At 60.8% G+C, this 20,724-nt stretch carries 24 protein-coding genes; 10 read left to right on the top strand and 14 right to left on the bottom strand.

Annotated features, from left to right (window positions below):
- Positions 1–72: 72 nt before the first annotated feature.
- From BK660_RS04370 to trxB, 3 genes are all read right to left on the bottom strand, one after another.
- On the bottom strand, positions 73–780 hold the full coding sequence (locus tag BK660_RS04370) for an arginyltransferase (RefSeq protein WP_123432247.1): 708 nt from the start codon (positions 778–780) through the stop codon (positions 73–75).
- A 57-nt stretch (positions 781–837) separates the two neighbouring features.
- Positions 838–1,518 (bottom strand): leucyl/phenylalanyl-tRNA--protein transferase, encoded by a 681-nt coding sequence (gene aat, locus BK660_RS04365; protein ID WP_123432246.1) that lies wholly within the window; start codon positions 1,516–1,518, stop codon positions 838–840.
- A gap of 64 nt (positions 1,519–1,582) precedes the next feature.
- The gene (trxB, locus tag BK660_RS04360) at positions 1,583–2,542 is read right to left on the bottom strand and encodes a thioredoxin-disulfide reductase (RefSeq protein ID WP_123432245.1); all 960 of its coding nucleotides are present in this window, start codon (positions 2,540–2,542) and stop codon (positions 1,583–1,585) included.
- Positions 2,543–2,850: 308 nt separating this feature from the next.
- On the opposite strand from trxB, the gene BK660_RS04355 reads away from it, so the two are divergent.
- The 6 genes from BK660_RS04355 to cysG all read left to right on the top strand — a co-directional run bounded on the left by BK660_RS04355 (position 2,851) and on the right by cysG (position 10,547).
- The gene (locus BK660_RS04355; protein WP_027925131.1) at positions 2,851–5,256 is read left to right on the top strand and encodes a DNA translocase FtsK; all 2,406 of its coding nucleotides are present in this window, start codon (positions 2,851–2,853) and stop codon (positions 5,254–5,256) included.
- Positions 5,257–5,323: 67 nt separating this feature from the next.
- Complete coding sequence (gene lolA, locus BK660_RS04350; protein ID WP_054053642.1) at positions 5,324–5,947, top strand: outer membrane lipoprotein periplasmic chaperone LolA; 624 nt, start codon at positions 5,324–5,326, stop codon at positions 5,945–5,947.
- Positions 5,948–6,158: 211 nt separating this feature from the next.
- Positions 6,159–7,481, top strand: a complete 1,323-nt coding sequence (locus BK660_RS04345) for a replication-associated recombination protein A (RefSeq protein WP_123432244.1) — start codon at positions 6,159–6,161, stop codon at positions 7,479–7,481.
- Complete coding sequence (gene crcB / locus BK660_RS04340) at positions 7,481–7,855, top strand: fluoride efflux transporter CrcB (protein ID WP_123432243.1); 375 nt, start codon at positions 7,481–7,483, stop codon at positions 7,853–7,855. The genes BK660_RS04345 and crcB overlap by 1 nt, the downstream gene beginning before the upstream one ends.
- Positions 7,856–7,871: 16 nt before the next feature.
- Positions 7,872–9,152: a serine--tRNA ligase gene (gene serS / locus BK660_RS04335; RefSeq protein WP_123432242.1), complete on the top strand. Its 1,281-nt coding sequence runs from the start codon at positions 7,872–7,874 to the stop codon at positions 9,150–9,152.
- A complete protein-coding gene (gene cysG, locus BK660_RS04330; protein WP_123432241.1) occupies positions 9,153–10,547 on the top strand; it encodes a siroheme synthase CysG in 1,395 nt (464 codons plus the stop codon).
- Between the two features lie 117 nt (positions 10,548–10,664).
- Here cysG and BK660_RS04325 read toward each other — a convergent pair whose 3' ends face one another.
- The 9 genes from BK660_RS04325 to BK660_RS04285 all read right to left on the bottom strand — a co-directional run bounded on the left by BK660_RS04325 (position 10,665) and on the right by BK660_RS04285 (position 15,674).
- Positions 10,665–11,666: a glutathione S-transferase family protein gene (locus tag BK660_RS04325; RefSeq protein ID WP_123432240.1), complete on the bottom strand. Its 1,002-nt coding sequence runs from the start codon at positions 11,664–11,666 to the stop codon at positions 10,665–10,667.
- Between the two features lie 92 nt (positions 11,667–11,758).
- On the bottom strand, positions 11,759–12,760 hold the full coding sequence (locus BK660_RS04320; protein ID WP_123432239.1) for a glycosyl transferase family protein: 1,002 nt from the start codon (positions 12,758–12,760) through the stop codon (positions 11,759–11,761).
- Positions 12,757–13,092 (bottom strand): TusE/DsrC/DsvC family sulfur relay protein, encoded by a 336-nt coding sequence (locus tag BK660_RS04315; RefSeq protein ID WP_027925139.1) that lies wholly within the window; start codon positions 13,090–13,092, stop codon positions 12,757–12,759. Before BK660_RS04315 ends, BK660_RS04320 begins: the two co-directional genes overlap by 4 nt.
- Positions 13,089–13,382 carry a sulfurtransferase complex subunit TusB gene (tusB, locus tag BK660_RS04310; RefSeq protein ID WP_123432238.1) on the bottom strand — a complete coding sequence of 98 codons (294 nt, stop codon included), beginning with the start codon at positions 13,380–13,382 and terminating at the stop codon, positions 13,089–13,091. The genes BK660_RS04315 and tusB overlap by 4 nt, the downstream gene beginning before the upstream one ends.
- On the bottom strand, positions 13,382–13,744 hold the full coding sequence (gene tusC / locus BK660_RS04305; RefSeq protein ID WP_123432237.1) for a sulfurtransferase complex subunit TusC: 363 nt from the start codon (positions 13,742–13,744) through the stop codon (positions 13,382–13,384). Before tusC ends, tusB begins: the two co-directional genes overlap by 1 nt.
- A gap of 1 nt (position 13,745) precedes the next feature.
- Positions 13,746–14,138: a sulfurtransferase complex subunit TusD gene (tusD, locus tag BK660_RS04300; protein ID WP_123432542.1), complete on the bottom strand. Its 393-nt coding sequence runs from the start codon at positions 14,136–14,138 to the stop codon at positions 13,746–13,748.
- 207 nt (positions 14,139–14,345) lie between these two features.
- On the bottom strand, positions 14,346–15,050 hold the full coding sequence (locus tag BK660_RS04295) for a YoaK family protein (protein ID WP_123432236.1): 705 nt from the start codon (positions 15,048–15,050) through the stop codon (positions 14,346–14,348).
- A 25-nt stretch (positions 15,051–15,075) separates the two neighbouring features.
- Positions 15,076–15,405 carry a DUF6388 family protein gene (locus BK660_RS04290; RefSeq protein ID WP_123432235.1) on the bottom strand — a complete coding sequence of 110 codons (330 nt, stop codon included), beginning with the start codon at positions 15,403–15,405 and terminating at the stop codon, positions 15,076–15,078.
- 20 nt (positions 15,406–15,425) lie between these two features.
- Entirely contained in the window at positions 15,426–15,674 is a 249-nt protein-coding gene (locus BK660_RS04285) for a hypothetical protein (RefSeq protein WP_027925145.1), read from the bottom strand.
- A 141-nt stretch (positions 15,675–15,815) separates the two neighbouring features.
- Here BK660_RS04285 and BK660_RS04275 point away from each other — a divergent pair, with 141 nt between their 5' ends.
- On the top strand, positions 15,816–16,166 hold the full coding sequence (locus BK660_RS04275; protein WP_123432234.1) for a hypothetical protein: 351 nt from the start codon (positions 15,816–15,818) through the stop codon (positions 16,164–16,166).
- 128 nt (positions 16,167–16,294) lie between these two features.
- Here the strand turns inward: BK660_RS04275 and BK660_RS04270 are convergent, their stop codons facing one another.
- A complete protein-coding gene (locus tag BK660_RS04270; RefSeq protein ID WP_123432233.1) occupies positions 16,295–16,720 on the bottom strand; it encodes a GNAT family N-acetyltransferase in 426 nt (141 codons plus the stop codon).
- 126 nt (positions 16,721–16,846) lie between these two features.
- On the opposite strand from BK660_RS04270, the gene BK660_RS04265 reads away from it, so the two are divergent.
- The gene (locus tag BK660_RS04265) at positions 16,847–17,284 is read left to right on the top strand and encodes a hemerythrin domain-containing protein (RefSeq protein ID WP_123432232.1); all 438 of its coding nucleotides are present in this window, start codon (positions 16,847–16,849) and stop codon (positions 17,282–17,284) included.
- 240 nt (positions 17,285–17,524) lie between these two features.
- Positions 17,525–18,112, top strand: coding sequence for an NUDIX domain-containing protein (locus BK660_RS04260; protein ID WP_123432231.1), 588 nt, complete (start codon positions 17,525–17,527; stop codon positions 18,110–18,112).
- Positions 18,113–18,269: 157 nt separating this feature from the next.
- Here BK660_RS04260 and BK660_RS04255 read toward each other — a convergent pair whose 3' ends face one another.
- Positions 18,270–18,785: a methylated-DNA--[protein]-cysteine S-methyltransferase gene (locus BK660_RS04255; RefSeq protein ID WP_123432230.1), complete on the bottom strand. Its 516-nt coding sequence runs from the start codon at positions 18,783–18,785 to the stop codon at positions 18,270–18,272.
- Between the two features lie 149 nt (positions 18,786–18,934).
- Between BK660_RS04255 and ggt the strand changes: the two genes are divergently transcribed.
- Positions 18,935–20,662 (top strand): gamma-glutamyltransferase, encoded by a 1,728-nt coding sequence (gene ggt / locus BK660_RS04250; protein ID WP_123432229.1) that lies wholly within the window; start codon positions 18,935–18,937, stop codon positions 20,660–20,662.
- Positions 20,663–20,724 lie beyond the last annotated feature (62 nt).

The raw sequence follows: 20,724 nt of genomic DNA, 5'->3' as shown, positions 1-20,724 counted from the left end.
GGCCCGGTGCAACTGCGCCAGGCAAAAGCGGCGTGCATTGTGCCCGAAAAATGGGGTTTAAGCCAAGGGGTTCTAGTTCAGGATGACCCAGCGTTGATTAATCAGCAGTTCGATAGGCCGATATTGGGTCTTGTAGCTCATCTTTTTGCAGTTTTTGATCCAGTAGCCGAGGTAGACAGCCTCCAGTCCAAGGCGCCGGGTCTCGCCGATCTGCCACAGAATCGCGAAACGCCCCAGGCTGCGACGCTCTTCGGACGGTTCGTAAAAGGTATAAACCGCCGACAGACCGTTCGGCAGCAAGTCGGTGACGGCAACCGCCAGCAGCCGCCCTTCGAGACGAAATTCGTAGAAGCGCGAGAACGGCAGATCCCTCACAAGGAACGTGGAGAATTGATCACGACTCGGCGGGTACATGTCGCCATCAGCGTGGCGCTGTTCGATGTAGCGCTGGTAGAGATCGAAATACTCTTCGCTGAACTGCGCCCTGGCGGGGCGAACCTGCAGGTCGGCGTTGCGCTTGAAGATGCGCTTCTGTTGGCGATTGGGGGTGAATTGCGCCACAGGGATGCGCGCCGGGACGCACGCGTTGCAGTTCTGGCAATGGGGCCGGTAGAGGTGGTCGCCGCTGCGCCGAAAACCCATTTCAGACAAATCTGCATAGACATGCACATCCATGGGCTGGCTAGGGTCGAGAAACAGGGTCGTGGCCTGTTCATCTGGCAGATAGCTGCAAGAGTGGGGCTGAGTGGCATAGAACTTCAAACGCGCCAACTCGGTCATGATCAACCCTCGGGAAAAAGCTTTGAATTAAGTGTAAGCCACCCGCGCAAAAGTCGCTCAGCAAACCCAGGTTGCGCGACTGGGTTGATCCAGATGTTGCGCCAGGTAACCGGCAAATTCGCGGCGTGGGATCGCTCGTGCGCCAAGGCTATGCAGATGATCGGTCGGCATCTGGCAGTCGATCAGCACAAAACCCGAGTCTTTCAGATGTCGCACCAGTGTGGCAAAGCCAAATTTGGAGGCGTTGTCGGCTCGGCTGAACATGGATTCGCCGAAGAACAGCTGCCCCATCGCCAGGCCGTACAGGCCACCGACCAGCTCGTCCTGATCCCAGACTTCCACCGAATGCGCGTGGCCACGCCTGTGCAGTTCAATGTAGGCGTCCTGCATGGCCTGGGTGATCCAGGTGCCGTCGGTGTAATCGCGCGGCGCGGCGCAAGCACGGATGACGGCGGCGAAATCCTGATCGAAGGTCACTTGATAGCGCTGTTGGCGCAGCAATTTGCCCAGGCTGCGGGAAACGTGCAGTTCGTCGGGAAACAACACGGTGCGCGGATCCGGCGACCACCAGAGAATCGGCTGGCCTTCGGAGAACCACGGAAAGCAGCCGTGGCGATAGGCCTGAATCAGACGATCGGCAGACAGATCGCCCCCGGCGGCCAGCAACCCGTTGGGGTCGCGCATGGCTTTTTCCAGCGGGGGAAAGGTCAGGGTATTGCGTTGTAACCAAGTCAGCATGGCATCCGGGCTTGCAGAAGGGGAGGGCGGTGGCGGGCTGGTGGGCCCGCCGTAAAGTGTGCCGTTAAACGGTGGGAATGTCGTCGAGGTATTTTTCGGCGTCCAGCGCGGCCATGCAACCGGCCCCGGCGGACGTGACAGCCTGGCGGTAAACGTGATCGGCGACATCGCCGGCGGCAAACACGCCGGGGATTATGGTGGCAGTGGCGTCGCCTTCGTTGCCGCTTTTGACCCGCAGATAACCGTCGTGCATCGGCAGTTGGTCGATAAACAGATCGGTATTGGGTTTGTGGCCGATGGCGATGAACACGCCGGCCAGCGCCAATTCACGGGTTTCGCCGGTCAGGCTGTCGCGCAGGCGCGCGCCGGTCACGCCGCTGGCATCGCCCAGCACTTCATCCAGGTTCTGATTCCAGTGCAGACGAATATTGCCGTTGGCGGCTTTTTCGAACAGTTTGTCCTGGAGGATCTTCTCCGAGCGCAACTTGTCGCGGCGGTGAATCAGATGGACTTCCTTGGCGATGTTCGACAGGTACAAGGCTTCCTCGACGGCGGTATTGCCGCCGCCGACCACTGCCACCACCTGATTGCGGTAGAAGAAGCCGTCGCAGGTCGCGCAGGCGGAAACCCCTCGGCCGGCGAACGTCTCTTCCGAGGGCAGGCCCAGGTATTGCGCGGAAGCGCCGGTGGCGATGATCAGGGCGTCGCAGGTGTAGGTGCCGCCGTCGCCAATCAGTTCGAATGGGCGCTGTTGCAACTTGGCGGTATGGATGTGGTCGTAAACGATCTCTGTGTCAAAGCGTTCGGCGTGTTTTTGCATGCGCTCCATCAGCACCGGGCCGGTGAGCCCTTCGACGTCACCGGGCCAGTTGTCGACTTCGACGGTGGTGGTGAGCTGGCCACCTGCCTGTATGCCAGTAATGACAACGGGTTTGAGGTTGGCGCGGGCGGCATAAACGGCTGCGCTGTAACCGGCAGGACCGGAACCCAGAATGATCAGGCGTGAATGCTTCGCTTCGCTCATAAAAACACCTCATAAGCCTTTGTCACGAAAGAGAATGCATGCTCAAATTGGCCGCCTGTATTGGCACTTTTTGGCTATGCTGTACCCAGTGCCTCACGCATGTTATCGGGCGAACAAACCCGTACAATGCCTGCGTGCAAAGGGGGTTGTAACAAAATAAGCAGTGCGCACCGTGTTTATAAAAGACCGGGTGCAGTGTTAAAAGTAGTCCCGGTTGCGCCTGTTCACTTTTTTACCTGCCTGGATTGGGCAGTTTTTTATAGTCATTCAACAGATGGACGCGCCTCGGGCGCAGGAAAAGAAGCGTTTTGAAGAAATCCACCGCAGCACCCAAAACAGTCGTTCCGCTCTGGCGCCAGCATTTGCACTACCGGCTCAAGGAAGGTGCATTGATCGCCATTGGCGCTCTGTGCCTGTTCCTGATGATGGCCTTGCTGACTTACGGCAAGGACGATCCGGGCTGGAGCCACAACAGCAAGATTGATGACGTGCAGAATTTCGGCGGCCCCGCCGGTTCCTACAGCGCCGACATCCTGTTCATGGTGCTGGGTTACTTCGCCTACATCTTCCCGTTGTTGCTGGCGGTCAAGGTCTATCAGATCTTCCGTCAGCGCCACGAACCGTGGCAGTGGAGCGGCTGGCTGTTCTCCTGGCGCCTGATCGGCCTGGTGTTTCTGGTGCTGTCCGGCGCTGCGTTGGCGCACATCCATTTCCACGCGGCCACAGGCCTGCCGGCGGGTGCTGGCGGCGCGCTGGGCGAAAGCCTTGGCGACCTGGCCAAGAACGCGCTGAACATCCAGGGCAGCACGCTGCTGTTCATCGCGCTGTTCCTGTTCGGCCTGACGGTGTTCACCGACCTGTCGTGGTTCAAGGTGATGGACGTCACCGGCAAGATCACCCTCGACCTGTTCGAGCTGTTCCAGGGCGCGGCCAATCGCTGGTGGGCGGCCCGTACCGAACGCAAGCAACTGGTGGCGCAACTGCGTGAAGTGGACGACCGCGTACATGACGTGGTCGCACCGACCGTCACCGACAAGCGCGAGCAGGCCAAGGTCAAGGAACGCCTGATCGAACGCGAACAGGCCCTGAGCAAGCACATGTCGGAGCGCGAGAAGCAGGTGCCGCCGGTCATTGCGCCAGCGCCGCCGAAACCCGCTGCACCGAGCAAGCGCGTGGAGAAAGAGAAGCAGGCACCGTTGTTCGTCGACAGCGCCGTGGAAGGCACCTTGCCGCCGATCTCGATTCTCGACCCTGCGGAAAAGAAACAACTCAATTACTCGCCCGAATCCCTGGCTGCGGTTGGCCATTTGCTGGAAATCAAGCTCAAGGAATTCGGCGTCGAAGTCTCGGTGGATTCGATTCACCCAGGCCCGGTGATTACCCGTTACGAAATTCAACCGGCGGCAGGCGTCAAAGTCAGCCGCATCGCCAACCTGGCGAAAGACCTCGCGCGCTCCCTGGCCGTGACCAGCGTGCGTGTGGTTGAAGTGATTCCCGGCAAGACCACCGTCGGTATCGAAATCCCCAACGAAGACCGGCAGATTGTGCGGTTCTCCGAAGTGCTGTCGACCCCCGAGTACGACAACTTCAAGTCGCCGGTCACCCTGGCCCTCGGTCACGACATCGGCGGCAAGCCGGTCATCACTGACCTGGCAAAAATGCCGCACTTGCTGGTGGCCGGTACGACCGGTTCCGGTAAGTCGGTGGGCGTGAACGCGATGATCCTGTCGATCCTGTTCAAGTCTGGCCCGGAAGACGCCAAACTGATCATGATCGACCCGAAAATGCTTGAGCTGTCGATCTACGAAGGCATCCCGCACTTGCTGTGCCCGGTCGTGACCGACATGAAAGACGCTGCCAACGCCCTACGCTGGAGCGTGGCGGAGATGGAGCGTCGCTACAAACTGATGGCGAAGATGGGCGTACGGAACCTGTCCGGCTTCAACGCCAAGGTCAAGGAAGCCCAGGACGCCGGCACGCCGCTGACCGACCCGCTGTACAAGCGCGAAAGCATTCACGACGAAGCGCCGCTGCTGACCAAGCTGCCGACCATCGTCGTGGTCGTCGACGAATTCGCCGACATGATGATGATCGTCGGCAAGAAGGTTGAAGAACTGATCGCCCGTATCGCCCAGAAGGCCCGTGCTGCCGGTATCCACTTGATCCTGGCGACCCAGCGTCCGTCGGTGGACGTGATCACCGGTCTGATCAAGGCGAACATCCCGACGCGTATGGCGTTCCAGGTATCGAGCAAGATCGACTCCCGGACCATCATCGACCAGGGCGGCGCCGAGCAGTTGCTGGGCCACGGTGACATGCTCTACATGCCGCCGGGCACCAGTCTGCCGATTCGTGTGCACGGCGCGTTCGTGTCCGATGACGAGGTTCACCGCGTGGTGGAAGCCTGGAAACTGCGCGGCGCACCGGAGTACAACGACGAGATCCTCGCCGGTGTCGAAGAAGCCGGCAGCGGCTTTGAGAATGGCGGCGGTGGTGGCGACGATGATGCTGAAACCGATGCGCTCTACGACGAAGCGGTGCAGTTCGTCCTCGAAAGCCGTCGCGCGTCCATTTCGGCCGTTCAGCGCAAACTGAAAATCGGCTACAACCGCGCCGCACGCATGATCGAAGCCATGGAAATGGCCGGGGTCGTGACGTCCATGAACACCAACGGTTCGCGTGAAGTCCTGGCCCCTGGCCCGGTACGCGACTGATTTGATTTGAAGCAGGGTGGCGCAGTGACGCGCCACTCGCACCCCCACGAATATCAAGAGGACTCCCATGCGTCTTATCCGCATGTTGTTGCTGCCGGTTCTGGCTTTGACCACGCTTTCGGCCCACGCCGATGACAAGGACGTGGCGCGCCTGACCCAATTACTCGAAACATCCAAGACCCTGACCGCGCGTTTCTCCCAGCTGACGCTTGATGGCAGCGGCACCCAGTTGCAGGAAACGGCTGGCGACATGTCGTTGCAGCGCCCGGGCCTGTTCTACTGGCACACCAATGCCCCGGCTGAACAAACCATGGTGTCCGACGGCAAGAAAGTGACCTTGTGGGACCCGGACCTGGAGCAGGTCACCATCAAGACCCTCGACCTGCGCCTGACCCAGACCCCGGCGTTGCTGCTGTCTGGTGACGTGTCCAAGATCAGCCAGAGCTTCGACATCAGCGCCAAGGAAGCCGGTGGCGTGATCGACTTCACTCTGAAGCCGAAAACCAAGGACACCCTGTTCGACAGCCTGCGCCTGTCGTTCCGTAACGGTCTGGTCAACGACATGCAACTGATCGACAGCGTCGGTCAGCGCACCAATATCCTGTTCACCGGCGTGAAGGCCAACGAGCCGATCCCTGCGTCCAAGTTCAAGTTCGACATCCCCAAGGGTGCGGACGTGATCCAGGAATAAACCGCAAAACCTGTGGGAGCGAGGTTGTGTGGCGAGGGGGCTTGCCCCCGTTGGGTCGCGAAGCGGCCCTAAAACCTGTATTGCGGTACATCAGATAGACCGCATGCAATGTTTTACGACTGCTTCGCAGCCGAACGGGGGCAAGCCCCCTCGCCACAGGTTTTTGCCCAACTCGAGAGTTACGCAAAAGGCGAGGTTTTAACCGCACGTGATGGACCTGTTTCGCAGCGCCCCGATTGCTCAGCCCTTGGCCGCCCGCCTGCGTGCGGCCAATCTGGACGAGTACGTCGGTCAGGAACACCTGCTCGCTCGCGGCAAGCCTTTGCGCGAAGCGCTGGAGCAGGGTGCCCTGCATTCGATGATTTTCTGGGGCCCGCCGGGCGTGGGCAAAACCACCCTGGCGCGGTTGCTGGCGGAAGTCTCGGATGCGCACTTCGAAACGGTCTCGGCGGTGCTGGCCGGCGTGAAGGAAATCCGTCAGGCAGTGGAAATCGCCAAGCAACAGGCCGGGCAATACGGCAAGCGCACCATCTTGTTTGTCGACGAAGTGCACCGCTTCAACAAGTCCCAGCAGGACGCGTTCCTGCCGTACGTTGAAGACGGCACGCTGATATTCATCGGCGCGACCACCGAAAACCCCTCGTTCGAACTCAACAACGCCTTGCTCTCCCGGGCCCGCGTCTATGTGCTCAAGAGCCTCGACGAAGCGGCCCTGCGCAAACTGGTGCATCGCGCACTGACCGAAGAGCGTGGTCTGGGCAAGCGCCAACTGACGCTCAGCGATGAAGGCTTCCAGATGCTGTTGTCCGCCGCCGATGGCGATGGCCGGCGGCTGCTCAATCTGCTGGAAAACGCCTCGGACCTCGCCGAAGACAGTAGCGAGATCGGCGTCGATCTCCTGCAAAGTCTGCTCGGCGATACCCGTCGGCGTTTCGACAAGGGCGGCGAAGCGTTCTACGACCAGATTTCCGCGCTGCATAAATCGGTGCGCGGCTCCAACCCCGACGGCGCGCTGTACTGGTTCGCGCGGATGATCGACGGCGGTTGCGATCCGCTGTACCTGGCCCGGCGCGTGGTGCGCATGGCCAGCGAAGACATCGGCAATGCTGACCCCCGCGCCCTGAGCCTGTGCCTGGCGGCGTGGGAAGTGCAGGAGCGCCTCGGCAGCCCCGAAGGTGAGTTGGCGGTGGCCCAGGCCATCACCTATCTGGCTTGCGCGCCAAAAAGCAACGCGGTGTACATGGGTTTCAAAGCGGCGATGCGCAGCGCCACCGAGCACGGTTCGCTGGAAGTGCCGCTGCACCTGCGCAATGCCCCGACCAAATTGATGAAGCAACTCGGTTACGGCGACGAATACCGTTACGCCCACGATGAGCCGGATGCCTACGCCGCGGGCGAAGACTACTTCCCCGAAGAGCTCGAACCGCAGCCGTTCTACCAGCCAGTGCCGCGTGGCCTGGAATTGAAGATCGGCGAGAAGCTCAATCACCTCGCCCAACTTGACCGTCTAAGCCCCCGGCAGCGGAGAAAATAGTGATTCCATTGGTCATCGCGGTGTCCGTCGGCGGTGTCGCCGGCACGCTGTTACGTTTTGCTACCGGAAACTGGATCAACGCTAATTGGCCGCGGCACTTCTATACCGCGACGCTGGCCGTTAATATCGTGGGCTGTTTGCTGATCGGCGTTCTTTACGGTCTGTTTTTGATACGCCCGGAAGTGCCGCTTGAGGTGCGTGCCGGGTTGATCGTCGGCTTCCTCGGAGGGCTGACGACTTTTTCATCCTTTTCACTGGATACGGTGCGCCTGCTGGAAAGCGGGCAAGTGCCGCTGGCCCTGGGCTATGCGACGCTCAGCGTATTCGGCGGGCTGCTTGCCACCTGGGCCGGCCTGTCCTTGACCAAACTTTGATAAACGAGAAACCGACATGCTCGATTCCAAACTGTTACGTAGCAACCTTCAGGACGTAGCGGACCGCCTGGCATCCCGTGGCTACACGCTGGATGTTGCGCGCATCGAAGCGCTGGAAGAACAGCGCAAGACCGTCCAGACCCGCACCGAAGCACTGCAGGCTGAGCGTAATGCCCGTTCCAAATCCATCGGTCAGGCCAAGCAGCGCGGCGAAGACATCGCGCCACTGATGGCTGACGTCGAGCGCATGGCCAACGAATTGAGCGCCGGTAAAGTCGAACTGGACGCGATCCAGACCGATCTGGATGCGATCCTGCTGGGCATCCCCAACCTGCCGCACGAATCGGTGCCGATTGGCGAAGATGAAGACGGCAACGTCGAAGTCCGCCGCTGGGGCACCCCGACCGCGTTCGATTTCCCGGTTCAGGACCACGTGGCCCTGGGCGAGAAATTCGGCTGGCTGGACTTCGAAACCGCCGCCAAGCTGTCCGGCGCGCGTTTCGCCCTGTTGCGCGGCCCGATTGCCCGTCTGCACCGCGCCCTGGCGCAGTTCATGATCAACCTGCACGTCACCGAGCACGGCTACGAAGAGGCCTACACGCCTTATCTGGTCCAGGCCCCGGCGCTGCAAGGCACCGGTCAACTGCCGAAGTTCGAAGAAGACCTGTTCAAGATCGCGCGCGAAGGCGAAGCCGATCTGTACCTGATCCCGACTGCCGAAGTGTCGCTGACCAACATCGTCGCCGGCGAGATCGTTGATTCGAAACTGCTGCCGATCAAGTTCGTGGCCCACACCCCGTGCTTCCGCAGCGAAGCCGGCGCGTCGGGTCGTGACACCCGCGGCATGATCCGTCAGCACCAGTTCGACAAAGTTGAAATGGTCCAGATCGTTGAGCCGTCGACCTCGATGGAAGCACTGGAAGGCCTGACCGCCAACGCCGAGAAAGTCCTGCAACTGCTGGAACTGCCTTACCGCACCCTGGCGCTGTGCACCGGCGACATGGGCTTCAGCGCGGTCAAGACGTACGACCTGGAAGTGTGGATCCCGAGCCAGGACAAGTACCGCGAGATTTCGTCGTGCTCCAACTGCGGCGATTTCCAGGCCCGTCGCATGCAAGCGCGTTTCCGCAACCCGGAAACCGGCAAGCCTGAACTGGTTCACACGCTGAACGGTTCCGGCCTGGCGGTCGGTCGTACCCTGGTGGCGGTGCTGGAGAACTATCAGCAGGCCGACGGTTCGATCCGCGTGCCTGACGTGCTGAAACCGTACATGGGTGGCCTTGAGGTCATTGGCTAAATGAACTATCTGCCGCTGTTTCACAACCTGCGCGGCAGTCGTGTGTTGGTTGTCGGTGGGGGGGAGATTGCCTTGCGCAAATCCCGCCTGCTGGCCGATGCCGGTGCGCTGCTGCGGGTGGTTGCACCTGAAATCGAACCGCAACTGCGCGAACTGGTGGCCGGCAGCGGTGGCGAGTGCCTATTACGCGGTTATGTCGAAACGGATCTGGACGGTTGTGGGCTGATCATTGCCGCCACCGACGACGAGCCGTTGAACGCGCAAGTGTCCGCTGATGCCCATCGGCGGTGTGTGCCGGTCAACGTCGTGGACGCGCCGGCCCTGTGCAGCGTGATCTTTCCGGCGATTGTCGATCGTTCCCCGCTGATTATTGCGGTGTCCAGCGGCGGCGATGCGCCGGTGCTGGCGCGGCTGATTCGCGCCAAGATTGAAACCTGGATTCCTTCGACCTACGGTCAACTGGCCGGTTTGGCGGCGCGTTTTCGTCATCAGGTCAAAGGCCTGTTTCCGGATGTGCAGCAGCGTCGCGGGTTCTGGGAAGACGTATTTCAAGGCCCGATCGCTGACCGGCAATTGGCCGGGCAGGGCGCCGAAGCCGAGCGTCTGTTGCAGGCGAAACTCGACGGCGAAGCGGACGTCACGACCGGCGAGGTGTATTTGGTCGGGGCGGGGCCGGGTGATCCCGACCTGCTGACGTTCCGTGCCTTGCGCCTGATGCAGCAAGCCGACGTGGTGCTGTATGACCGCCTGGTGGCCCCGGCAATTCTGGAGCTGTGCCGTCGTGATGCCGAGCGCGTTTACGTCGGCAAGCGCCGCGCTGATCACGCCGTGCCGCAGGATCAGATCAACCAGCAATTGGTCGATCTGGCCAAGGCTGGCAAGCGCGTGGTGCGGTTGAAGGGCGGTGATCCGTTCATCTTCGGTCGCGGCGGTGAAGAGATCGAAGAACTGGCGGCCCATGGCATCCCGTTCCAGGTGGTGCCGGGTATCACGGCAGCCAGCGGTTGCGCGGCGTATGCCGGGATTCCGCTGACCCACCGCGACTACGCGCAGTCGGTGCGGTTTGTCACCGGGCATTTGAAGGACGGCTCCACCGATCTGCCGTGGGCCGACCTCGTCGCGCCGGCGCAGACGCTGGTGTTCTACATGGGCCTGGTGGGCTTGCCGGTCATCTGCGAACAGTTGATCAAGCACGGTCGCGGGGCGGATACCCCGGCGGCGTTGATCCAGCAGGGCACCACGGTCAATCAGCGGGTGTTTACCGGCACGTTGGCGGACCTGCCACGGCTGGTGGCGGAGCATGAAGTGCATGCGCCGACGTTAGTGATTGTTGGGGAAGTGGTGCAGCTGCGCGAGAAACTGGCGTGGTTTGAAGGGGCTCAATCACAAGTCTGAACACCGAGTTAATCCGATCGCCAGCAGGCTAGCTCCCACAGGGGATTTGTGAACGACGCAAATCAACTGTGGGAGCTAGCCTGCTGGCGATTGAGGCCCTCAAAACCTGCACAAACCTCAGGCCCGGCGCCAAACCCCTTTCCCGCTCAACCGCGCCCGGTCATGCGCCACGGTGAAGTCCTGCGCCGGCCCTTTCGGCACAATCCCGGTCGGGTTGATGGTCTTGTGGCTGCCGTAGTAATGATTCTTGATGTGCTCAAAACTCACCGTTTCGGCAATCCCCGGCCACTGGTAAATCTCGCGCAGCCAGTTCGACAGGTTCGGATAATCGGCAATGCGCCGCAGGTTGCACTTGAAGTGCCCGTGGTACACCGCGTCAAAACGAATCAGCGTAGTGAACAGCCGAATATCCGCTTCGGTCAGGTATTCCCCGGTCAGGTAACGATTGGCGCTTAACAGCTGCTCCAGTCGGTCCAGTTCTTCAAACAAACCATCGAACGCTTCTTCATAAGCGTGCTGCGACGTCGCAAAGCCGGCGCGATACACGCCGTTGTTCACCGCCGGGTAAATCCGCTCATTCAACGCATCGATTTCGGCGCGCAGTGGCTGCGGATAGAAATCCAGGTCATTGCCGGTCAGGTCATCGAATGCGCTGTTGAACATGCGGATGATCTCCGCCGATTCATTGTTGACGATGCGGTTCTGCTGTTTGTCCCACAGCACCGGCACCGTGACGCGGCCGGTGTAATTGGCGGTGTCGGCGGTGTAGCGCTGGTGCATGAAGTCGAGGTGATCGAGCTTGTCGCCGGTGGAACCGAGGCTCTGGTCGAAGGTCCAGCCGTTTTCCAGCATCAGCCAACTGACCACCGACACGTCGATCAGGGTTTCGAGGCCTTTGAGTTTGCGCAGGATCAACGTGCGGTGCGCCCACGGACAGGCGAGGGACACATAGAGGTGATAGCGGCCGGCTTCGGCGGCAAAGCCACCGACACCGGTCAGGCCCGGTTTGCCGTCGGTGGTGACCCAATTGCGGCGTTGCGCCTGTTCACGCTGGAATGCGCCGTCTTTACCGCTTTCGTACCACTGGTCCTGCCAGCGGCCTTCGACTAATAAACCCATGATCAAGACTCCTCAAACTTATAAAGCGTTGGAGAGGAGTCTATGCCCATCAGTTCGAACAAATAGCGCAAAGGTTGGGCAGTTATGATCGGTTAAATCGATCTGTCGCGAGCATCCCAATACTGCTGGGCCGTTTCAAACGCCTGATCACGGGATTGACCGAGCCCGCGCAACGCCAGGGCCATGGTCGAGATCAGGGCCATTTGCGGGTAGCTGTCGACCACGTCACCGCGCCACACGGCTTTCATATGCTCAGGGTCGAGGGCAGCGGGTTTTACGTGACGCTGGGCTGACAGTTGCGGCCACTCTTCATCCCAGCTTTCACCGCCGGTGGTGCCGTACAAGTGACTGTCGGCGTCCGGGTTGATCTCGATCTCGCCGCCGTCGCCCTTGACCACGATGGCCGTGTCGCCCAGCAAGCCGCTGGCATCGCGGTGCACGGCCTGGTAGCCGGGGTGGAAAATACTTTGCAGGCCGCAACGGGCGCCTAGCGGATTGAGGATGCGCGTCAGGGAATGGATCGGTGAGCGCAGGCCCAAGGTGTTGCGCAGGTCGATCATGCGCTGCAGTTGCGGCGCCCAATCCACCAGCGGCATGAACGCCAGGCCGCCGTTATCGAGTGCCGCACCCACTTGTTGCCAGTTACGGCACAGTGGAATGCCGAGTCCTTCCAACAGTTGTTCGCTGTACAGCCGCCCGGCCGTGTGCGCGCCGGCGCCGTGCATGAAAATGCGTACGCCGTTCTGCGCCAGGCACTTGGCCGCGAGCAGGTACCACGGCAGATGACGCTTCTTGCCGGCATAGGTCGGCCAGTCCAGATCGACATTCAAGACGGGCGCCTGCAAGCGTTCCCGCAGGGCTTCGGTGAAACCGGCCATTTCCTCGGCGCTTTCTTCCTTGTGCCGCAGCAGCATCAGAAACGCCCCGAGCTGGGTGTCTTCGACCTTGTCGTCGAGCACCATGCCCATGGCTTCACGGGCTTCTTCACGCGTCAGGTCGCGGGCGCCGCGTTTGCCTTTGCCGAGGATTCGCACGAACTGGGCGAACGGGTGCTCGGCAGGTGTTTCGAGGGTCAGCGCTGGGAAGTCGGTCATAAGCAATTCGTCGGTTTGGGCAGGCCCGCCAGTTTCGCGGCGAGTTTGGCAGGGGTGCCTTTGAACAGTCGGTTCAGGTGCAGGCTGTTGCCTTTTTCCGGGCCGAGCTTCAACGCGGTGTACTTGATCAACGGACGGGTGGCCGGCGACAGCTGGAATTCGTCGTAGAAACGGCGCAGCAGTTCGAGGATTTCCCAATGCTCAGGGCTCAGCTCGATGTCTTCGGCCGCGGCGAGGGCGCTGGCGACGTCAGCGGACCAGTCGCTCAGTTCGACCAGGAAACCGTCCTTGTCCAACTCGATGGCGCGAGCGCCGACTGTCAGGGAATTCATAGCCAACTGTTGACCTTGTCATAGTGAATCGACAGATCGACGAAGGCCGGGTAATCGATGGCCTTGGCCCAGTCTGGCGTTGCAATGGAGCGGGCTTGAACGTCTTCGGCCAGTACGAACAGTGTCAGGCCACGAGTATTCAGCGCGCTGAACGGTGCGGTGCCGGGTTGCAGGGCATACACGGCGTCGCCGCTCAGCAGCAGCGCATCGTTGGCGCCGATCACACGCAGGCAACTGGTCAGGCGATCGTCGCCGAACGGGGAATGAGACAACACATGCAAAGTCGACATCAGAGGGTGATCACCTGGTCGTAACGGTCAATAAGGGCGGTGATGTCGTGGGCGGTCAGCGCCCGGGCTTCTTCCAGGGAGAAAGCGCAAGGGTCCAGCCCACGTTCTGCGGCACTGTCAGCGCAGACGAACAACTCCTCGACACCAAACATCGGCAAGGCTTGCAGGTTGGCGCTCAGGTCTTTTTGTTGCAGTGCCTTGGCGTCCTGTTTCGCGGCGAGCTGAAACACCCCGTCATCGAGAAACAGCAGGCCGATCGGCAGGTCGAAGGCGCCGCCGGCGAGCACGATGTCCAGCGCTTCGCGCGCGTTTGGCCCGGACCATGGCGCCTGACGGCTGATAATCAGCAAGGATTTAGCCATCTCACGCGCCTCCGAAACAGATCAAGCGGTCAGCGTCCTGCACTGCATCGTGCAACTGGCCGAGGCCGGACAATTCCCACGGCGCACCGACGGCCACGGCGTCACGCTGGTAACGCCCGGCTTCTTCCTCGTTCAACACGCCACGGCGCAGCGCGGCGGCGATACACACCACGCCGTCCAGTTGATGCTCGCTGACAAACGCGCGCCATTGCTTGGGCAGGTCCAGTTCATCTTGCGGGGTAACCACGCTGGCGGACGCGTTGTAGACGCCGTCCTGATAGAAAAACAGCCGGACAATCTCATGTCCGCCGGCCAGCGCAGCCTGGGCAAACAACAGGGCGCGGCGCGAGGAGGGCGCATGGGCGGCGGAAAACAGCGCGATGGCGAACTTCATGACGGACTCGATCAGCGAAACTGCGGCCATGATAAAGCTTTATCGGCGGGGCGGCGAAGGGCGTTTTCTCTGGGGACCGAGTTGCGGCCTTCGCGAGCAAGCCCGCTCCCACATTCGATATTTGTCGATCACAAAATCATGATCCATCGCAAATTTAATGTGGGAGCGGGCTTGCTCGCGAAGGCGGCCTGGCAGGCAACACTGTAATCAGCGCGGCATATACCCCAACTGCCACCGCCGCGGAATCTTCAACGACACCACCCCCAGCACCCCCGCCAGCAATCCGCTGGCAAACAACGCCTGAAGTCCCAAATGATGTTCCAGCACCGCCCCAAGCACAGCCCCGGCAAACATCCCTGTCCAGGGGATCAATTGCACGCGCCAGCCATTGCGCCGTTCGCCGAGCATCCAACGCCCCAATCCCCGTCCGAAGCGCGACAGGGCGCCGGTGACATAGGTCAGGCCAACCGGCAGGCCGTTCACTTCCTCGACCGCGGCATTGAGCATGCCCATGGCGATGATCGCCGCGAGCAGCGCGGGCAATTGGTCGTCGTAAGGCCAGATGGCAGCCGCGCACAGCAGTGCAGAAATGGTCAGCATCAACGGCAGCGCCCGTCGCCCGCCGAGGCGGCTGACGATAATGCCCAGGGCGTTGCCGACGATGAACGTGGCCACGAGCAGCAGTAAACGCCCGGTCAGCCCCAGATCGCCGACGCTGATGGCCACGGCGAGGCGCGTGGTGTTACCGCTCATGAACGAGACGAAATCGCCGCTGGCCATGAAGCCGATGGCGTCGGTCATGCCGGCGAGCACCGATAGCATGGCCACCAGCGTCATGCCGATGCGCCCGCGCCACTTTTGCGTATGCAGGTGGCCGGGGCTGGCGTGGGTTGAAGAGGCGGAAGGCAGCATCTGTGCGGGCATCCTTGAACAGTGGTTACGGTTTTATCCCGTACAGCTCGCAATAGTCCAGCCAATCCATGCCGGCCATCTCCGCGACTTCGATATGCACTTCCCGGCGCTGGGCTTCGTAGTCCTGTGGTGTGGCAGCCGTCAGGAGCAACGTCAGCTCCCAGGCGAACAACCCCCGACGTTCGGCTTCATCCTCGAAGGCTTCGTGCAATCGCTCGTCACGGTACTGCGCCGCGGTCTCACCCTTGGCCTGGGCCAGCAGCGGGTTGAGGTTGTCGAGTTCGTGGCGCAGTTCAGGGCGTTCGTCGAGAAACTTCTTCAGCGCCTGCTCGTGTTGCTGTTCGGTTGCCGCCATGGTCGCTCCTTGATAACGGGTTACGAAGATTGTTTCTTGCTGGCCTTGGCCGCGGCGGCCAGGCATTCGAGGGCGAACTGCTCGGTGTAGGTCATCTTGATCGGCGTGGTTTCGCCTTTGACGGTGCGTTCGCCGTCGAGGATGTAACGGATGCGCTTGTCGGTCACGCCAATGCGCTTGGCGATCCAGGACGGTGTCTGGCCAATCTGACTGATCAGCTTGTCGGCGTATTCAGGGGTTGGTTTGTAGAATTCGGCGTTGGGTGTCATGGGGTTTCCAGAAAAAGGCGGTGTTTATGGCGCGACAGGGTGCGCGAATCGTTACGCGGTGTCGCGGTATAAATGCAGTAAAGCAGAACGAAACGCCGCGCCACGGTGATACAGTCCGCTTTTTCTTGATGAGCGAACGTAATGCGAATTCTGATGGTGGCGCTGGCCGTAACGTTGCTGGCGGGATGCGCGGGCTCGGTGATGGACGATGCTCGCACCAAGACCCCGTACAAAACCCTGAACTCGAACAAGCCGGAAATGGTCGTGGCCCAGTGCGTGCAGTTTTCCTGGCAGGACGAGGCGGTGTTTGGTGTGGATGCCGGCGCGTATCTGCAGCCGGGCAAGAAGGGTGGTTCGACGGTTTACACGCGCTCGGCGGAATCCTTTATCGACGTGACCACCGATGCGTCCGGCACCGTGATCAGTTACTACGCGCAGCATGATGATTTCGTGGCCAAGCGCCGTTTGGCGGCGTTGGCGACTTGCCTCTGATCCAAGGCTGACGCAGTACCCCCTGTAGGAGTGAGCCTGCTCGCGATAGGGCGTTACATTCAACATCAATGTTGACTGACTCGACGCCATCGCGAGCAGGCTCACTCCTACAGAGGTTTGTATTTTGATCAGTTGATCAGGCGCTTCTGGAAGAAATGGCGTTTGTGGCCCGGCGGGTAGTCGGCGATCTGGCCCAGCTCACTATAACCGAGCCGTTTGTAAAACTCCGGCGCCTGAAAGTCGAAGGTGTCCAGCCAGATCCCCACGCATTCCTTTTCCCGCGCCAGGTCTTCGGCCATCTGCATCAGTTTCGAGCCCAAACCCTGTCCCCGGGCCTGTTCGGGCACCGACAGCAACTCGATAAACAACCACTGGTAAAAGAACCGGCCATACAACCCGCCGAGAATCTCGCCGTTTTCGTCGCGTACCAGCAAAGCCAGCGGTTGCGGATTGCCCGGGCCAGCCTGTGCGGTGTTGTAGGCGCGCAGCGGTATGAGGATCGCCTCACGTTCTTCGTCCGTGGGGTTTTGCGATTGTTCGATTCGCAGGGTCATGAGCGACATCCTTATGGCAATGAACCGGCAGCCTAGCGTGCTCGCGGCAATTGTGGAACCGTCGTCGTCGCGCGGATGTCTAGCCTAAACAGCGTCACTTCAGAACGCGGCCAAAGAGGACACCCCGTGAATATTTTCGAAGCCTTGCGTGAAAGCCACGAGCGCCAACGTAGCTATGCCGATGCGCTGATCAAAACCAGTGGTGACACCCCGGAGCGGGTTGAGGCTTACAAACAACTCAAGTCCGAACTCCAGGCCCACGAAACCGCCGAAGAGCGGCATTTCTACATTCCGTTGATGGAATTCGACAACGGCGTCGACCTGAGCCGCCACGCCATCGCCGAGCACCACGAAATGGACGAAATGATGGAGGAACTGGACAAGACCGAGATGTCCAGCCCGGCCTGGCTGGCGACCGCGAAGAAGTTGGCGGAGAAGGTTCATCACCACCTGAAAGAGGAAGAGCAGAAGTTCTTCCAGATGGCCGGCAAACTGCTCGATGACAAACAGAAAGAAACCCTCGCCGGTCAGTACGTGAAGGAATACGAGGCGCAGCTGTCCTGATCCCAAGCAACACCACAACCCTGTAGCAGCTGGCGAAGCCTGCGTCCGGCTGCGAAGCAGTCGTAAAACCTGAGTTTGCGGTCTTCCTGAAACACCGCATCGTCTGATTTCACGACTGCTTCGCAGCCGGACGCAGGCTTCGCCAGCTGCTACAAGGTTGCGCATTAGGCATCAGGGAGATGCCGGGCTTTTCCGTTTTCGCCTACCATGGGCGCTTCTCACGAAAAAGGATGCGGTGCCATGGCGAACACAGCCGAACGGATCAACATAATCGAATCCCAGGTGTTGTCCCACGACTGGTACCTGCTGAAGAAAATCACCTTCGACTATCAGCGCAACAACGGTGACTGGCAACGTCAGACCCGCGAGGTCTACGACCGGGGCAACGGCGCGGCGATTCTGTTGTTCAACCGCGAAAAGCGCACTGTCGTGCTCACACGCCAGTTCCGCTTGCCGGTGTTCGTCAACGGTCATGACGGCTTGTTGATCGAAGTGGCCGCCGGGTTGCTCGAAGGGGCGGCGCCGGAAGAACGCATCCGCGCCGAAGCCGAGGAAGAAACCGGTTACCGCGTGCACCATGTGCAGAAGGTCTTCGAGTCGTACATGAGCCCTGGCTCCGTCACTGAAAAGCTGCACTTCTTTATTGCCGAGTACGACGCTGCGTCGAAAGTCAGCGAAGGCGGCGGACTGGAGGAAGAGACCGAAGAACTGGAAGTGCTGGAGTGGGCGTTCGATGATGCACTAGAAGCGTTTTATCGCGGGGAGATCTGCGACGCGAAGACCATCATGCTGCTGCAGTACGCGGCGATGAAGAATATTTTCACCTGAACGACACTTTCCCTGTAGCAGCTGACGAGCTCCGCGAGGCTGCGTTTGATGCGGGCAGCGCGGTGCATCAGCCAGATCGAGTGCGCTCGGATTACGACGGCTTCGCCGCCGAACGCAGCCTCGCAGGCTCGGCAGCTGCAACAGGTGTTCCGGTCAGTCAAAACAAGTCGCCCGTTCTGCTGGCGCCTGACCACTCGCACCCTTCAAGCGTCAGCAACCGCTCTTTCGCCTCCAGCCCGCCGGCAAACCCGGTGAGCTTGCCCGAGGCGCCGATCACCCGATGGCAGGGGGCAACGATCGAGATCGGGTTCTTGCCATTCGCCGCGCCCACTGCCCGAACTGCGCTCGGGTTGCCGATCTGTTCGGCAATCTGGCTGTAGCTGCGCGTCTCGCCGAACGGGATGGTCAGCAGGGCCTGCCAGACCTTCTTCTGAAAATCCGTGCCGGCAAAATCCAGTTCCAGATCGAAGCGGTTGCGGGTGCCGGCAAAGTATTCCTGCAACTGCTGAACGGCGCGCATCAGGATCGGATTGTCCGGCGCTTCGTACATCGGGCCCAGCCGCACCCGGTTCGGTTTGTCGTTTTCCCAGAGGATGGCCGCCAGTCTTGCCTCTTTCGCGACCAGCTTCAGTTCGCCGACCGGAGACGCCAGGGTGGTGAAGGTGTAGGTCATGCTGGCGGACTCCGCAAAGGGGCTGAACAGAGCCTCAGCATACTGCCTCGACGGGGAGGCGCAATGTGTAATCCGAGCCATACTGCCTTCTGCTCTTGAAACGTTTTCTCTGCTTTTTTCAGACCCTAAAAACAAAAAGAGACCGACTCATGAAGTACGAACCTTTTGCCAAATCGCTCATCGCGACCACCTTGGCGCTTAGCTGCCTGACTGCCCACGCCGCCTCCGTGGCCCCCGTTGCCGCCGAAAACGGCATGGTGGTCACGGCCCAGCATTTGGCCTCCCAGGTGGGGGTCGATGTGCTCAAGAACGGCGGCAACGCCGTGGATGCCGGCGTCGCGGTGGCTTACGCGCTGGCGGTGGTCTATCCCGCAGCGGGCAACCTCGGTGGCGGCGGTTTCATGACCATTCAGCTGGCGGACGGGCGCAAGACCTTCCTCGATTTCCGTGAAAAAGCCCCGCTGGCCGCCACCGCCAACATGTACCTCGACAAAGAAGGCAATGTCGTCCCCGACCTCAGCACCCGTGGCCACCTGGCCGTCGGCGTGCCGGGCACCGTGTCCGGCATGGAACTGGCCCTGAGCAAGTACGGCACCAAGCCGCGCAAGGAAGTGATCGCCCCGGCGATCAAACTGGCCGAAGACGGTTTTGCCCTGGAGCAGGGCGATGTCGATTTGCTCGACTACGCCACCGACGTGTTCAAGAAAGACATGAAGGATTCCGGCTCGATCTTCCTCAGCAACGGTGAGCCGATGCAGGTCGGGCAAAAACTGGTGCAGAAGGACCTGGCCAAAACCCTGCGGGAAATTTCCGAGAAGGGCGCCGACGGTTTCTATAAAGGCTGGGTCGCCGACGCCATCGTCACCTCCAGCCAGGCCAACAAAGGCATCATCACCCAGGCCGACCTCGACAAATACAAAACCCGCGAACTGGCGCCCATCGAGTGCGACTACCGTGGCTACCACGTGGTCTCGGCGCCGCCGCCAAGCTCCGGCGGGGTAGTGATCTGCGAGATCATGAACATCCTCGACGGTTACCCGATGAAAGACCTGGGCTACCACTCGGCCCAAGCCATGCACTATCAGATCGAAGCGATGCGCCACGCCTATGTGGACCGCAACAGCTACCTCGGCGACCCGGATTTCGTGAAAAATCCGATCGCGCACCTGCTGGACAAAAACTACGCCACCAAGCTGCGCGCCGCGATCCAGCCGCAAAAAGCCGGCGTGTCCCGCGAGATCAAGCCCGGCGTAGCGCCGCATGAGGGCAGCAACACCACGCACTTCTCCATCGTCGACAAATGGGGCAATGCGGTGTCGATGACGTACACCCTCAACGACTGGTTTGGCGCCGGCGTCATGGCCAGTAAAACCGGGGTCATCCTCAACGACGAAATGGACGATTTCACCTCGAAAATCGGCGTACCGAACATGTACGGCCTGGTGCAAGGGGAGGCCAACGCCATCGCGCCCGGCAAGGCGCCGCTGTCGTCTATGAGCCCGACCATCGTCACCAAGGACGGCAAGGTCGTGATGGTCGTCGGCACCCCCGGCGGCAGCCGCATCATCACCGCCACCCTGCTGACCATGCTCAACGTGATCGACTACGGCATGAACATCCAGGAAGCGGTGGACGCCCCGCGTTTCCACCAGCAATGGCTGCCGGAAGAGACCAACCTCGAAACCTTCACCACCAGCCCGGACACGGTGAAGATCCTCGAAAGCTGGGGGCATAAGTTTGCCGGGCCACAGGACGCCAACCACGTCGCGGCGATCCTCGTCGGCGCGCCTTCGCTGGAAGGCAAACCGGTCGGCAAAAACCGCTTCTACGGCGCCAACGACCCACGTCGCAACACCGGGTTGTCACTCGGCTACTAGAGGTTGTGTTTGAAAGGGGACGGATCTATTTTCGTCCCCTGATCCATTGATTGTTCAAGGAA

Source organism: Pseudomonas brassicacearum (genome assembly GCF_003732265.1).
Taxonomy (GTDB): Bacteria; Pseudomonadota; Gammaproteobacteria; order Pseudomonadales; family Pseudomonadaceae; genus Aquipseudomonas; species Aquipseudomonas brassicacearum_D.
This window is presented reverse-complemented; position numbering and strand designations above follow the sequence as displayed.